The organism is Viridibacillus sp. NPDC096237 (genome assembly GCF_050278625.1).
Lineage (GTDB): Bacteria > Bacillota > Bacilli > Bacillales_A > Planococcaceae > Viridibacillus.
Genome location: NZ_JBNNTI010000002.1, coordinates 122,444 through 137,157, shown reverse-complemented (window position 1 = coordinate 137,157; position 14,714 = coordinate 122,444). Strand labels below are relative to the sequence as shown.

At 36.4% G+C, this 14,714-nt stretch carries 16 protein-coding genes and 2 pseudogenes; 7 read left to right on the top strand and 11 right to left on the bottom strand.

What is annotated here, in order from left to right; translation table 11 throughout:
* Positions 1–160: 160 nt before the first annotated feature.
* The 7 genes and pseudogenes from ACQKMD_RS03535 to ACQKMD_RS03505 all read right to left on the bottom strand — a co-directional run bounded on the left by ACQKMD_RS03535 (position 161) and on the right by ACQKMD_RS03505 (position 5,545).
* Complete coding sequence (locus tag ACQKMD_RS03535; RefSeq protein ID WP_427749524.1) at positions 161–1,516, bottom strand: YjiH family protein; 1,356 nt, start codon at positions 1,514–1,516, stop codon at positions 161–163.
* A gap of 194 nt (positions 1,517–1,710) precedes the next feature.
* The gene (gene bshB2, locus ACQKMD_RS03530) at positions 1,711–2,406 is read right to left on the bottom strand and encodes a bacillithiol biosynthesis deacetylase BshB2 (protein WP_427749522.1); all 696 of its coding nucleotides are present in this window, start codon (positions 2,404–2,406) and stop codon (positions 1,711–1,713) included.
* 16 nt (positions 2,407–2,422) lie between these two features.
* On the bottom strand, positions 2,423–2,773 hold the full coding sequence (locus ACQKMD_RS03525; protein WP_427749521.1) for a YojF family protein: 351 nt from the start codon (positions 2,771–2,773) through the stop codon (positions 2,423–2,425).
* Positions 2,774–3,824: 1,051 nt separating this feature from the next.
* Positions 3,825–3,998, bottom strand: a pseudogene (locus tag ACQKMD_RS03520) (6-aminohexanoate hydrolase); the annotation flags it as partial.
* Positions 3,991–4,117: pseudogene (locus ACQKMD_RS03515) on the bottom strand (helix-turn-helix transcriptional regulator); the annotation flags it as partial. The pseudogenes ACQKMD_RS03520 and ACQKMD_RS03515, both read right to left, overlap by 8 nt.
* A gap of 186 nt (positions 4,118–4,303) precedes the next feature.
* Positions 4,304–5,137: a bifunctional hydroxymethylpyrimidine kinase/phosphomethylpyrimidine kinase gene (gene thiD, locus ACQKMD_RS03510; RefSeq protein ID WP_427749519.1), complete on the bottom strand. Its 834-nt coding sequence runs from the start codon at positions 5,135–5,137 to the stop codon at positions 4,304–4,306.
* Positions 5,138–5,284: 147 nt separating this feature from the next.
* Complete coding sequence (locus tag ACQKMD_RS03505) at positions 5,285–5,545, bottom strand: hypothetical protein (protein WP_427749517.1); 261 nt, start codon at positions 5,543–5,545, stop codon at positions 5,285–5,287.
* Between the two features lie 192 nt (positions 5,546–5,737).
* Here ACQKMD_RS03505 and ACQKMD_RS03500 point away from each other — a divergent pair, with 192 nt between their 5' ends.
* The 5 genes from ACQKMD_RS03500 (at position 5,738) to ACQKMD_RS03480 (ending at position 10,194) form a co-directional block, all read left to right on the top strand.
* The gene (locus ACQKMD_RS03500; protein WP_427749515.1) at positions 5,738–6,499 is read left to right on the top strand and encodes a DUF4230 domain-containing protein; all 762 of its coding nucleotides are present in this window, start codon (positions 5,738–5,740) and stop codon (positions 6,497–6,499) included.
* A gap of 5 nt (positions 6,500–6,504) precedes the next feature.
* Positions 6,505–7,182 carry a uracil-DNA glycosylase gene (locus ACQKMD_RS03495; protein WP_427749514.1) on the top strand — a complete coding sequence of 226 codons (678 nt, stop codon included), beginning with the start codon at positions 6,505–6,507 and terminating at the stop codon, positions 7,180–7,182.
* Between the two features lie 1,131 nt (positions 7,183–8,313).
* Entirely contained in the window at positions 8,314–8,622 is a 309-nt protein-coding gene (locus tag ACQKMD_RS03490) for a YwdI family protein (protein ID WP_427749512.1), read from the top strand.
* A 21-nt stretch (positions 8,623–8,643) separates the two neighbouring features.
* A complete protein-coding gene (locus ACQKMD_RS03485) occupies positions 8,644–9,021 on the top strand; it encodes a DUF423 domain-containing protein (protein ID WP_427749510.1) in 378 nt (125 codons plus the stop codon).
* 114 nt (positions 9,022–9,135) lie between these two features.
* Positions 9,136–10,194 carry a beta-carotene 15,15'-monooxygenase gene (locus ACQKMD_RS03480; RefSeq protein WP_427749509.1) on the top strand — a complete coding sequence of 353 codons (1,059 nt, stop codon included), beginning with the start codon at positions 9,136–9,138 and terminating at the stop codon, positions 10,192–10,194.
* A 40-nt stretch (positions 10,195–10,234) separates the two neighbouring features.
* Here ACQKMD_RS03480 and gerQ read toward each other — a convergent pair whose 3' ends face one another.
* On the bottom strand, positions 10,235–10,576 hold the full coding sequence (gerQ, locus tag ACQKMD_RS03475) for a spore coat protein GerQ (RefSeq protein ID WP_427749507.1): 342 nt from the start codon (positions 10,574–10,576) through the stop codon (positions 10,235–10,237).
* A gap of 20 nt (positions 10,577–10,596) precedes the next feature.
* Positions 10,597–11,016, bottom strand: coding sequence for a cell wall hydrolase (locus ACQKMD_RS03470; RefSeq protein ID WP_427749505.1), 420 nt, complete (start codon positions 11,014–11,016; stop codon positions 10,597–10,599).
* A 97-nt stretch (positions 11,017–11,113) separates the two neighbouring features.
* On the opposite strand from ACQKMD_RS03470, the gene ACQKMD_RS03465 reads away from it, so the two are divergent.
* Positions 11,114–11,581: a YbaK/EbsC family protein gene (locus tag ACQKMD_RS03465; RefSeq protein WP_427749503.1), complete on the top strand. Its 468-nt coding sequence runs from the start codon at positions 11,114–11,116 to the stop codon at positions 11,579–11,581.
* 45 nt (positions 11,582–11,626) lie between these two features.
* A complete protein-coding gene (locus tag ACQKMD_RS03460; RefSeq protein WP_427749501.1) occupies positions 11,627–12,388 on the top strand; it encodes an HAD-IIB family hydrolase in 762 nt (253 codons plus the stop codon).
* An 85-nt stretch (positions 12,389–12,473) separates the two neighbouring features.
* Here ACQKMD_RS03460 and pnuC read toward each other — a convergent pair whose 3' ends face one another.
* Together pnuC and hemQ are read right to left on the bottom strand one after the other, a co-directional pair.
* A complete protein-coding gene (gene pnuC / locus ACQKMD_RS03455; RefSeq protein WP_427749500.1) occupies positions 12,474–13,148 on the bottom strand; it encodes a nicotinamide riboside transporter PnuC in 675 nt (224 codons plus the stop codon).
* A gap of 665 nt (positions 13,149–13,813) precedes the next feature.
* A complete protein-coding gene (gene hemQ / locus ACQKMD_RS03450) occupies positions 13,814–14,566 on the bottom strand; it encodes a hydrogen peroxide-dependent heme synthase (RefSeq protein ID WP_427749498.1) in 753 nt (250 codons plus the stop codon).
* Positions 14,567–14,714: the final 148 nt, after the last annotated feature.

Here is a 14,714-nt window from a genome sequence, read left to right as displayed (position 1 = left end):
TTTAAAGAAAATAACTTATATTAAAGTTAATTTCCTTAAAAAGAAACCTATATAAGAATACAGAAACAATAGGTTTATCAAGTTATTTAATTTATAATATGCTTACTATATAAATAAAAAGAAGGACAGCCTTTTAAATAAGACTGTCCTTCTTTTTTTATTAAAAAATTAAATGACCGATACCAGCGATAATTGGTAAAGAAATTAAAGTACGTAATAAGAAAATAAGGATTAACTCAAAAAAGTTAAGCGGAATTTTCGTACCAAGGATTAAGCCACCAACCTCTGACATGTAAATTAACTGAGAAACAGAAACACCCGCAATTACAAAACGTGTTAAGTCTGATTCAATACCAGAACCAAGAATAGTAGGTAAGAACATATCAGCAAAACCTACAACTATAGTTTGTGCAGCTTCAGCAGCTTCAGGTAAACCAAGCATTGTTAAAATTGGCTCAAATGGTTTTCCTAAGAACGTGAAGATACCAGTAAATTCGGCAAGCATTAATGCTACAGTACCAAAAGCCATAACAATCGGTGCAACACCGAACCACATATCTAAAACGTTTTTAAAACCATCAACGAAAAATTTACTGAAATTACGATTACGTTCAGCTGTATTTAATGCATTTTCTAAACCGTGTGTAATCATATTATAGCCTTCTGGTAATTTTTCGCGTTCAAGATCAAGTGGTTTCCCATTGATATATGTGTCCTTTTTCTTAGAAAGGGGATAAATACGGGGCATGATCAAGGCTAGTATTAAGCCACATAGAACAACCGCTCCGTAAAATGGAATAAAATACTCACCTAAATGCACTGTATCAATTACCACGATACAGAATGTGATTGATACAATTGAAAAAGAAGTCGCGATAATTGCAGATTCCTTTTGCGTATAATTGCCTTCTTCATATTGACGATTAGTTAAAAGGACACCAATTGTACCATCACCAATCCAAGAAGCTAATGCATCAATTGAAGAACGCCCCGGAATTTTGAATAATGGTCGCATAATTTTAACCATCATTGTACCGAAGAATTCAAGTAAGCCGAACTGAGTTAAGAATGGAAGCAGTAAGCCTGCAAATAAGAAAATCGTGAATAGGAAAGTCACAAGACCACCGTCTGGATTCATTAACAGACCACCTGTATTTTCATTACGGATTGCGCTAGGACCGAAGTCTTGTACAACCATAAATGCAAAAACAAAACCAAGAACACGTGCTATTGTCCAAAACCAATTTACACGGAAAATACCATCGAACATTGTTGGCTTTTCAGGGTTCTTTTGCGGAATAAAGTGATAAGCAACCGAACCTAATGCTGCGATGAAGAATACGATAACTGTAAACCAGGAAATGAATGAAACCAAAGATCCGGCAAGTAAATTCGCCAAAATCGCAATAGGAACTTTCCAACCATCAGCAGTCTTAAGTGGCGTCATAAATAAGAACACGCCAATCAGTGACGGAAATATAAATAATAGCCAAGTAGATATAGGGAATTTTTTCATTTTATATTAAATACCTCATTTTTATAGTTGAATATTTATTCATCATAAAGAGTTTACATTCAGATGTAAATAGTTTATGTAAAAGACATAATTTTCAGACAATAATAAACATGAATACATTTATTGGTCTCTAGAAAACAAAACATCCCTAGCATTCTTTTAAAAAAATATTACTAGGGGGAGTCAGTATTCTTTTAAAATTGTTCTTCAAAATCTTCATTCCAGCGGTAGCTAAAGAAACGTTCATAAGTTAACCAGTTCTCAGCTTCTGGTTCACCAGCTTCTAGTCGTTTTTCATTCTCCTCAAGCATCCAAGCTGTTTGAGAAATATGAGCGCGCATTGAGCCAAGCTTTTGCTCACGTACATCGCGAATATTGTTGACAATATCTGGATCACCAAGACCTTCACCGGTATTATTCGCAAAAGCTACAGCATGTAACTTCGGACGCTCTTCTACAGGCATACGACGTACGGCACGTACAACAGCACGAGCAGTTGCTTCATGGTCAGGGTGTACAGCATAATTTGGATAGAACGTGATGATTAACGATGGATTCAACTCATCGATAAGGTCAGTCATCATTTGAACCATTTTCTCGTCATCTTCAAATTCTACTGTTTTATCGCGTAATCCCATCATACGTAAATCTGTAACGCCCATTGCTTCACATGAAGCTATCAATTCTTTTTTACGGACTAAAGGTAAAGTCTCACGTGTCGCGAATGGGGGATTTCCAAGATTACGTCCCATTTCGCCAAGTGTTAAGCATGCATATGTGACAGGTGTACCTTGATTGATATATGTAGAAATGGTGCCAGAAACACCAAATGCTTCATCATCAGGATGCGGGAATACGACAAGTACGTGTCGTTCAGGTTGTAGTGTCATCTGTATCACTCCTTAATTAATAAGTAAATGGTGTTTCGCTAATTTCAAGTGCTACTGCTAATTTGCCGTCATAGTCATGTCCAGCCATTAACAAGCGATTTTGTTCATCTATTTCATAGTGAGTAATGCCTTGCGCATAAACCCAACCATGAGCCATTTTCAAGCCAACGCGGTGAGGAACACCTGCTGTAACTTTACCCAATTCATATTGAAGTTTAATGTTACGGATAAATGCACCGGCGTTGAATACTTTTTCATTGAAATGAGAGGCATAAGCCCCGTTGGTCGTCTCTAAATGTATATAAACATCTTTATTCGCAAAGGAATTAAGAAGTTGTTGAAGCTTTTCGATTTGTACTATTTCCATTTAAATTCTCCTTCCAACAGCTAGCAATCTATTCTCTAGTATAGAGAAAAAATTCTACGATTGCGATTCGTATGCTCAAAAAATCTATTTTCTTCATAAGCTTTGTCAGAATTAATTTTTTGAGGACAAGCTACCTAGAAAAATAGCGTATATAGAAAGTGATCTTGTTTCTTTAGTTTGTATAAAACTTAAAGGGAAGAAGGCGGATTTTTGAGAAACGTAATAAACAGGAAAATGAAAAAACATTTTAGTAGCTAGTAGTTCAGCCTTATTAATGACATTATTTCTTCCTACAATTTCAAGTACTAAAGCTGCAGAAACTTCTGATGATTCTTATCAATTACAAGAAGAATCATCAAACAATTTGTTAAATCAATTATCAATTCAAGAATAAAAAGAGTTAAATGAATTATCAGAAATTATAAAATGAACAATTATTGAAGATGAAAATGGTATTTATAAATTTGATGCTAATACAGCTAGAAATATAGGTTTATCAGAGGAACAAATTGCAACAGCAGATAATGTGTTTTGAGTCCAATTGGTGCTATATAAATGTTTTAGAAATAGAGATTTCGAACCTCTATATTTCTTAGTGTTTATCTTTAGGTATATTGTAGGTATTATATTTCCGATTTTCATGTGGATATTATATTTTTATTTTAAATAAAGTAAGTGAATAAGTTTTGTGTAAAGGTAAGTTATTATTTAAACTAGGATTAGATAGATGAATAGGAAGGAAGGGAAATTTTTGCGAAATAAATTACCGTGGTATTTAAAAAAAGGACCGCTATATTTTTTTTGTATAATAACTCCTCCAATCGGTTATATAATTCTCGTTAGCAATTTAAAGAAATTTGAGTATGAGGAAAAAATCAGTTACCTTACGATTGCAACGATTATGCTGTCTATATGGGTATTGAAATTTTTACCTGATAAATTAAGCTTTTATGTATGGATCTTTATATTAGCGGTTTTAATAGGAAACGCTGTATTAAAAATTTTAAAAAGGAAAAGATAAATAGCCTGTTTTTGCAGAAGCCTTAGAGCTAGAAATGACTTTTAAATATATGGCATTTGTTCTTTCGTCTGGTTTACCAACAAACTTCTTTCTCACAAAAAATAGAACCAGCAAAGAACCAATATAAATCAATGTCGTAATTCCTACAAAAATATTAAAATTTACTACGCTTTCAAGCATCCATCTGTCTAATACATCAATCATTGTTATCTTCCTCTCCTACATATGAAAATATTTCCTTAATATCTACTTCGAAAAAATTTGCAATTCTATAGGCTAACACTAAAGAGGGGGGAGTAATTATTCTTTTCCATAACAAAAATAATCAAAGAATCAATTTGTAGTTGGCCGCTTACACTCGACTAAATAAGCCGTTTAATTAAAAAGATTTTTTTTGCATAAAGAACTCTTGTCCTATCATAAATTTATAGAAGTTGATTAAATATGAAAAAATATACATAAAAAAACCTCCGCAATAAGTGAAATTGCGAAGGTTCTATTATTTAATATTAAACTTCAGTAATAGTGATGTTCGGAACACCATAAACACCTTTTGCGCCATGCATAACAGGTCCAACGAATTGGTTTAATTTCCAACCATGTTCAATTGCAGCGGCAACGAATGCTTTTGCTTCGAACACTGCTTCTTTAACAGGTAAACCGTTTGCTAGGTTAGCTGTTACAGCAGCAGCGAAAGTACAACCAGCACCGTGATTATAAGTAGTATCTACTTTATCAGCTGCAAGCAAAATGAATTTTTCACCATCTGAGAATAGGTCTACAGCTTTTTCATGTTGTAACGCTTTACCGCCTTTGATAATAACGTTTTTAGCGCCAAGTTCATGAATTTTATGAGCTGCTACTTTCATTTCTTCAATTGTTTTTGGTGTACCTGTTCCAGCTAGTTGTCCAGCTTCAAAAAGGTTTGGAGTTGTAACAAGTGCTTGTGGTAAAAGGTATTTAATCATAGCTTCAACGTTACCTGGATTTAATACCTCATCTTCACCTTTACATACCATTACTGGATCGATTACAACATTCGTTGTACCAGAGTTTGCAATTGACTCTCCAGCTACTTGAATCGCTTCTTCAGTAGAAATCATCCCTGTTTTTACTGCATCCACGCCAGTAGAAAGAGTTGTTTTTAATTGAGCTTTAAGAACGTCGATTGGTAATGTATATACGCCATGAGACCAGTTATTATCTGGATCCATTGTAGCAACAACAGTCACTGCACACATACCGTATGTGCCATGCTCTTGGAATGTTTTTAAATCAGCTTGTAAACCTGCACCACCAGAAGCATCTGTGCCGGCTATTGTTAGTGTTTTTTTTAGTGACATTGATAAAGACTCCTTTTAATGAAAACTTATTTTATTAAACTTTCGGAATATAAAAAATGCGATTCTATAGTCCTATTATAACGAAACAACTGGCTAGAATAAAATGGTCAAAAACTAACTTTTTGATAAGGTCAGTTTGGATTTTTATTAAGGTAATCGATCTGCATTTATAATTCTTCGAATGATAACAATCCCACCTGAACAAATTAATCCTACTATTGAGGCTGCTATATAGTGTCCCTTTTGAATAAATCCAATTAATAGAAAAAGAAAAATTAAAATAATAAAAGCAAAAAATATATAGAAACAACCCATGCCAAATATTTTTGCCTGCTCCGGCACATGTTGCCCACTTTCAGCCACATTCGTAATTCTTTTCACCTTTTCTCGCCATTGCAAATCAGCCATTTCTCCAACTCCATCCCATTATACTTACTTTAAAATTATTTTACATAAAATTGCCGTTAAAAACCAAATTCAATGGACTGTATTAATAGAACAGAAACTCTTATAATAGGAGTGAACATAGTAGAATAATGTCGAAAATGGATTTCAGGAATAGTAAACTCCTTTTTAGAATAATTGAAGAGAGGGATTAAGATGACTTCAAACAAGAAAATACGAGAGCTTGAGAAGATGTTAAAAGAATTAAAGTCAGAAGAACAATCTGCCACGATTCTTGATTCTTCAGAGCCTCTTTACTATAGGAAAGATAGAAAGAAAGGCTTTTTGCGGAATATATTTATGCGGAAGTTCTTTATGCAATGGTATGTATGGGCAATAATTATTGTACTCGCACTATTATTTATCATTCCGATTGCAACTATGAATATCATCAAAGGCAGTACGTTCACAGAAAATAAAGGTTCAATCATGGAACGCATTCAAAATTTAAATGAGCTAACAACAGCAGAGGCGTATACAAAGGTTATGATTGAGCGCTCTGACAATAAACTTTTCGGTAAAGAGATTGGTTTAAATTTGCCAGGAACTAAAAGAGAATTATTAGTTGTTATCCCTGGTGGTGTTAAAGCAGGAGTAGACTTTTCGAAGATTTCTGAAAAAGATATAAAATTAAATGAAGAGAAGAAAACAGCTACGATAACATTGCCAAGTGTAAAGATCCTAGGAGAACCGGAAATAGACTTTGATCATGTTCAAGTTTTTTCAAGTGAAGGTCTGTTCCGAGAAAAAGCAGATATTAGCGAAGCATATGAACTGGCAAAAGAAGCAAAAAAACTAATGATTGAGGAAGCATCCACTCAAGGAGTTATAAAAACAGCAAAAAGTAATGCACAGAGTTCTGTTGCCGATATGTTCGCACTTGTTGGATATGAAGTGACAGTTAAATTTAAGGAGTAGAATAGATGACAAAGCAAGTTTTCGACAATGATTGGCAGCAAGTACTCAGCACTGAATTTGATCAGGCATATTTTTTGCAGCTTCAGGAATTTTTGAAAGAAGAATATGACACACAAACAATTTATCCTTCTAAAGAGGAGCTCTGGAATGCTTTTCGTTATATAACATACGAAAATGTGAAGGTTGTTATATTGGGTCAAGACCCTTATCATGGAGCAGGTCAAGCACACGGATTGAGCTTTTCTGTGAAACAAGGTGTTAAGCACCCACCAAGCTTGCAAAATATGCTGAAGGAAATGCAATCGGATTTGGACCTTCCGATTCCAGAGGACGGGACATTAACAAAATGGGTAGAGCAAGGCGTACTTTTGTTAAACACCGTCTTAACGGTTCGAGAAGGACAAGCTCATTCTCATAAAAAGAAAGGTTGGGAGCGGTTTACAGATAAGGTTATTCAAAAGCTGTCAGACCGTAAACAACCGATCATCTTCGTCCTTTGGGGAAAACCTGCACAACAAAAAAAACGACTGATTGATACAAGTCGCCATGCAATTATCGAAGCACCTCACCCAAGTCCGCTTAGTTCATATCGAGGCTTTTTCGGCAGTAAACCATATTCTAAAATCAATACACAGCTCCGAGAGTGGGGAGTATCTCCAATAGATTTTGATTTAACGAAATAACGATATCAAAAACCGTTCTTATTGTAGAGAACGGTTTTTGTTTGGGATTTATGGCGTGTAAATGTGGGAAATCGGAGTTTTTAGGACGTGAATATTCTGCTAAATAACAATGGGTGGAGTTAGTGCAACAATCATCGCAGTTAGAGCAACAATGAGCCGAGTTAGTGCAACAATCACCACAGTTAGCGCAACAATCAAATCTCCCAACGGCTTTTCTCCTTTGGCCGAGAGCCTAAATGATATTGGTGTGGGATCTGCAGGTCAATTACGTATGTCCCAATGGACCTTAAAAGTGGGAAATCGGAGTTTTTAGGACGTGAATATTCTGCTAAATAACAATGGGTGGAGTTAGTGCAACAATCATCGCAGTTAGAGTAACAATGAGCCGAGTTAGCGCAACAATCACCACAGTTAGCGCAACAATCAAATCTTCCAACGGCTTTTCTCCTTTGGCCGAGAGCCTAAATGATATTGGTGTGGGATCTGCAGGTCAATTACGTATGTCCCAATGGACCTTAAAAGTGGGGAATCAGAGTTTTTAGGACGTGAATATTCTGCTAAATAACAATGGGTGGAGTTAGTGCAACAATCACCATAGTTAGCGCAACAATCAAATCTCCCAACGGCTTTTCTCCTTTGGCCGAGAGCCTAAATGATATTGGTGTGGGATCTGCAGGTCAATTACGTATGTCCCAATGGACCTTAAAAGTGGGGAATCGGAGTTTTTAAGACGTGAATATTCTGCTAAATAACAATGGGTGGAGTTAGTGCAACAATCATCGCAGTTAGAGCAACAATGAGCCGAGTTAGTGCAACAATCACCACAGTTAGCGCAACAATCAAATCTCCCAACGGAATTCCTCCACTAAACAGACCACTTTAGCATTAAAGTCAAAAACCCGTCACTTTATGGTTTTTTATAATCATGGTAAAGTGAAGTATGAAGAGGGGGAGCGTCATGCAAGAGAGTTGTTTTAAATGTAGGCATTTTTATGTTACTTGGGACCAACGGAGTCCTAGAGGATGCCGAGCATACCAATTCAAAAGTAAAGAGCTGCCTTCAATAATCGTAAAAAAGTCATCGGGTCTTGAGTGTTTGAAATTTGAGCCGAAACAAGGGGGAAACATCAAATGATTTCGAATGAAATAATTGTTGCTGAAATTGATAAACATTTATTGCAGGCAAAGCATGCTCAAAACGAGCAGGAGATTCGTGAAGCACTTTCTGCTGTTCGCGCATTATGCGATGTAGTACTAACTAAATCTCCAGGGGTTGCAACAACACCATCGAGACAACATGGTATGCAAGATATTCAAGTAGTTCAAGCACGAAATACGCAACTGCCACAACAGATGGCTCAGACGCAGATACCGGCTTCCGTTACTACAAACAAGCTTCATGAAGTGGATGCAAATGGTGACTCGATTTTTGATTTTTAGAAAAGGAAGTGTCAAAAGAAGATGAGATTTTTTATTATTTCAGGTGCGGTGAACGCATTCCTTGCAGTGGCATTGGGCGCATTTGGGGCGCATGCACTTAAAGGGAAATTATCCGATCATTATGCAGCCGTATGGGATACAGCTGTTCAATATCAAATGTTCCATGCTTTAGGATTAATCGCGATTGGTATTTTAATGAGCTCTTCATTAATCGGACCTGTTACTCAACTTTCACGTGCAGGATATTTAATGCTTGCAGGAATTGTATTTTTTGCAGGTAGCTTATACGTTCTATGCTTAAGCGGTGTTGGCGTTTTAGGGGCTATTACACCAATTGGTGGAGTCCTATTCTTAGCTGCTTGGGTAATGGTTATTCTAGCAACGCTTAAACATGTTTAATTTTGAAAGAAATCCTACTTGTTAATTTATCAGATGGTTTTTTTTGGTAAAGGTTGATTCTTTATTAAAAATACCTAATGCTTTTTTGTGAAATAATGAAGATGGGGTGATGAAATGGTAGCAAGTCAACGAGATTTGAAAAGTTATATTTGGATGGCGTTACTTTTACTTGTTTTAACGACGAACTTTGCATTATATCGAACGCCATTGTCGGAAATTATTTTGTCAGAGGAAACAAAAGGCGTTATTCTAGGAAGTCTTTTTGGTTTAGCAATTGTTGCACCGTTATTAATCATTGCAATCAATCGAAAAAACAAATTTTCGATTAAACGTTTCATAATGCTAATGGCAGGTGGATTAATTTTCGCAAAGCTATTAATTCCAGCCCAGCATCTTGCACCATATGTAGGTTTTTCTTATGTAGGTTTTGCCATAGAAGGTTCCATAGTTTTGCTTGAGCTTAGTTTAATTGCATTACTCTTTATCCTAATGCCAGCCATTATTCGTGAAGTGCGAACCTATGATGAAGGTTTATTATTTGCCTTTCCAAAGGCGGTTCAAAAAAAGGTATCGAAGCAACGAATCGTGCAGATGATTATCTCAGATTTACTTATGTTTTATTATGCTTTTGCTTCATGGAAAAAGCCTATTCCAATCACACCTAACAGCTTTACTTTACACAAAAAATCTAGTCTACTCGCCTTTCAAATTATGCTTATTCACGGGGTTGTGATCGAAACAATCGGTATCCATTGGTGGCTTCACGAAAAATCAATAATCTTATCCATTATCTTACTCATATTAAACGTTTATAGTGTTGTTTTTTTTCTTGGAGATATACAGGCAGTACGTTTGAATCCAGTACGTCTGAAAGGGCAGAAATTATACTTATCGTTAGGACTAGTAAAGCAGATGGAACTTTCGTTAGATGACATTAAGTCAATCACAACAGATCAAGAAGAACTCGAGAAAAAGCTTAATACTAAGACAACGATTGAATTTGTTGCAAGAGATTTTGAAGCAGTATACCCCCATATTATTTTAGAATTGAAAAGACCATGTACAGCTTCTTTGTTATTAGGTTTTAAAAAGCAATATTCACGTGTCGCTATTCGTCTTGATGACCCAATAGCCTTTAAACAAGCGTTACAACAACACTCATTTAGTGAATAAAAAAACAAAACCCTTCCAATCTAAGGAAGGGTTTTACTATTTACCGAGATTGATTAAAATAAGCCAATTCCTCATCAAATTCTGCATAATCAAAGTAAATCATCGGGAAGAGAAAACGGTGCTTCGTTCTGAGATCACTTATAATGACATGATCACGCCCAGCTGCCTCCACGACACCGCGTACAGTAAGCGTATTTTCGCCACCATTTACTTTATGTTCAAACGAAAAGTGAAAATTCCCCGGCTTCCCACGATTTAGTCGTAAAATATTTTCAATATAAGATTCCTCACGTGGTAGACCACCCGGTGGTCTACCACTCGGAATTGTCACTTGGGGAGGAGTCATCTGTTGATAGCTAGGTGTCCAATAATACTGGACCATTCATTCATCCTTTCTAACAGTTAAATTTGCGGACAATCACTTTCACTTGGAGAGAAGAAGCAATGCGACTTAAAGCGTCCCGTATTCCATTGACCATACCATTGAGCAGGACAACCACCCTCAGGCATGAAAAACCATAGCGAGCGTGTTGCTGGATGAAATCTTTCGCCGTTAATTACTCTACGCGCCAAACGTTTATCTTGTTCGCGTGCCCGTTGATAAAAATACCCTTTCTGTGTTGCTTCAAATCCACCTGGTCTTTGATAAACCATTTGCTCAATTGTTCGAATATCATTAAAGTCGAGACAGCTAGCAAGTACCCGGTTTACACCAACATTGCCAACCATCAGCATACCAAGTTCACCATCACCTTCTGCCTCGGCTCGCATCAACCTTGCTAGCAACTCTAGTTGCGCATCAGTCGATTTTATGACAGGCATCGCAAAACCTCCTCATTAAAATATATGCAATTTTATGAAAATAAGACCGCCTCTTCGTGTATAATAAAAAAAATATCTATTTAGGGAGTTGTATTTTATGAAAGAAAGTGCACTTGCTATTCAGACAAAATTGCAATCACTAGGTTTTAATAATCAGGTAGTAGAGTTACCTGACAGTGCGCGCACAGCCCAAGAAGCTGCAGACGCTATCGGTTGCACGGTTGCGCAAATTGCAAAATCAATCATTTTTTGCATGAAAAATACTAATGCTCCACTTTTAGTTGTTGCAAGTGGTATTAATCGTATAAATGAGAAGTATATTGCCGAAGTTGTAGAAGACAAGCTAGGTAAAGCCGATGCAGAATTTGTTCGTGAACATACAGGATTTGTCATAGGAGGAGTAGCGCCCTTTGGACATGCATCAGAAATTTTCACTTTAATTGACGAAGATCTTTTCCAATATGATACAATTTGGGCAGCTGCGGGTCATCCAAAAGCTGTGTTCCAGCTAACTGCAGATGAACTCTTACAGCTCACAGGCGGCAAAATTGTCGCAGTCAAATAATAAGAGGATAAAACTCACGAAGCCTCATAGAAAGAAGTGTCATACATGCATTTTGTTTTCGATTTGGATGGTACGATTTGCTTTAAAGGCCAACCAGTCACAGAACCCATACTACGAAGCTTAGAACAACTTACAGCCAGTGGACATGAAGTCATTTTTGCATCCGCACGCCCGATTCGTGACTTATTGCCGGTACTTCATAAAAGGTTTCACGGTTATAAAATGATAGGAGGAAACGGCTCACTTATATGTCAGAATGGGAATATTAAACAAGTAGCTCGATTTAGCCCAACAATATTAGTGAAACTAAAAGCGTTACTAGAAAAATACCATGTTACCTATCTAATTGATGGCGACTGGGATTATGCTTATACAGGTCCTGCAGATCATCCAATTCTAAATAACCTGAATCCTCATAATTTAGCAGAAAAGAAGCCGCTTGAAAAACTAAACTCAATCATTAAAATGCTTATTTTAACCTCCTGTAATATGGAAGCCCTTCATGAAGAGCTGAAACAACTGGATGTCATCATTCACTTACATAGAGATGAAGGGATATTGGATATTAGCCCAACAGGTATTCATAAATGGAGTGCCTTACAGCAGCTCTGTATATCTAAAGGGAGTTATATTGCATTTGGTAATGATACCAATGATATCTCTATGTTCGAGCATGCTCATCATGCTGTTATGATAGGGTACCATGAGATTCTTGCACCTTATTCTGATGAAGCTATTACAAATGATGTAAATGTTGAACAACAAATTATAGAGAAATTAGCGGAATTTAATGTTCGATATGCATAAGATGTTTTCCGAATAAAATCATATGTTTAAAAAAACGCAAAAACAGCAAACTCTCCATTTTAAGAGTTTGCTGTTTCTATTCGTTCTACGGTTGGCCTTTAGACATTTTGATCCAGTTATAATAGCCGAAAATTGAGTTGAATAGGAAAGCAATCCACATGACGAGCATACTCCAGTCATTACCACCTGATTGTGTTAATGTAACAATCCACAGAACAACAGACAAAGCGTTAACAACGATCCACATGATCCACTGCTCAGCATAACGTTTAATCATCAAGAACTGTGCAATAATTGATAACACTACAGCCATGGAGTCAATGCGAACCTGTTGTGCGTTTATTAGTGATAATACTTCTGCGTAAACTAGAGAGGCTACGATACTAATGGTAATTACCGTAATCCAGCCCTTTGTCGTTAAACGTTTTACTTCAACGTCTTCGCCAATAGCACCTTCTTTTACCTTATGTCTACTCCACATATAAAGCCCAATAAACTGAATGGGGAAGTAAAAAAGTCCGTTTAACATGGCCTCGCCATATAATCCGTATGTATAAGAAATATAAGCATATGTTGATGTCTGAATCATACCAAAATAGTAGTTTGACAATTTTCCTTTAGCTACTAACACAACACAAAGCATTCCTGTAATAGAGCTGATTAATCCTAAAAGAGTATCATCCCAAGCAAAAAATAAATAAATATTAATAAGTGTAAAGCTTGTTAGCCATATCTTCTCAAATAATGTCCAATCTTTCATAGCATCCTCCAAATGTTGGGCTTTTATGAAGTATACATCTAATATCAACAGGTGTAAAGACAGTTAAGAGTTAAAAAGATCTTTAAAATAAAGAGATTCAGACTGTAGATAAACTCGAAGAAATTTGAGTTTATCTACAGTCTTTTTAATTTGTATAAATAGATAAGGCCGTTGCGATGGACGCTTTCCGCAGGCGGAGTGCCAAGCCGCTTCGTCGCTACGCTCCTGCAGGGTCTTGGACTGTCCCGCTTTTCCCGCAGGAGTCGCCACCTGCGCTCCAATCAACTGCACATGTAATATAAACATAAATGCTGAAAGAGATTAAATTGAAATAATTGCTTTGTATCCGCTAGTACTTCAAGAACATCTTATGAGGAAAATTGAGGATGCGGTGGATAATCTTCAAAGGCCTAAAAAAGTGTCCATGTAGGAGATGCTTACTTTTGCTGTTATGAATTTAAAAAAACTCGCCAAGGGGACTTGGCAAAGTCAAAAAATGGCCTACAAGTTAACACTCAAAGAGTATGTTATCTATAAAAGCGGACCTTAAATAACCAAAATATATAAAAATAACAAAAGACATTCAGGATGTGAGCATTCTGAATGCCTTTTGTCGACATACTGAAGCACTTTAAAATAAAGAGCTTTCTTTAGGGTGAAGTTGATTAAACAGTTAGCAGTTTCACTAATTTTTCGTTATCTAAAATATTACCAACGAAGAATGCGCCGAACTCTGCATAGCGAGCACTTACTTCATCAAAGCGCATTTCATATATTAGTTTTTTGAATTGTAATACATCTTCAGCAAATAGAGTAACGCCCCATTCATGATCGTCAAAACCGACAGAACCTGAAATGATTTGTTTAACTTTACCTGCATAGCTACGGCCAATTAAACCGTGACTGCGCATTAATTCTTTACGCTCATCCATTGGTAACATGTACCAGTTAGCGCCTTTTTGACGGCGTTTATCCATTGGATAGAAGCAAATATGCTTCCAACGAGGTAATTCAGGATATAAGCGAGAGCGTACATGTGGATTTTGATACGGATCTTCGTCAGAGTCTTTTCCAGCAAGGTAGTTTGAAAGTTCAACTACTGAAACGTATGAAAAAGAAGGAATTGTGAAATCAGCAATTGCTAATTTATTAAATTCTGTTTCAAGCTCTTGTAATTCTTCCATTGTTTCGCGTAATGTCATAAGCACGAAATCTGCTTTTTGACCAACGATTGAGTAGAAAGCATGACTGCCTGTTTTTGCAATGTCAGCTTCGTTAATTTTTTCTAGATATTTGATGAACTCTTCAACCGCTGCTTGACGTTCTTCTTCAGAAACTAGTTTCCAAGAAGCCCAGTCGATTGAACGGAAATCATGTAATACGTACCAACCATCTAATGTTTGTGCTGCTTCGATCATTATTATGGACACTCCTTTAAGTGAGAATCATTCCAAATTAGTTTAGCATAAAATAGAAATATAAGTCGCTCTATTGCTTGAAAGTCATGAATTTGACATGAGAAATTTGACTGATTCGTGTATGCTAGTGAAGAAAACCATTAAAGTC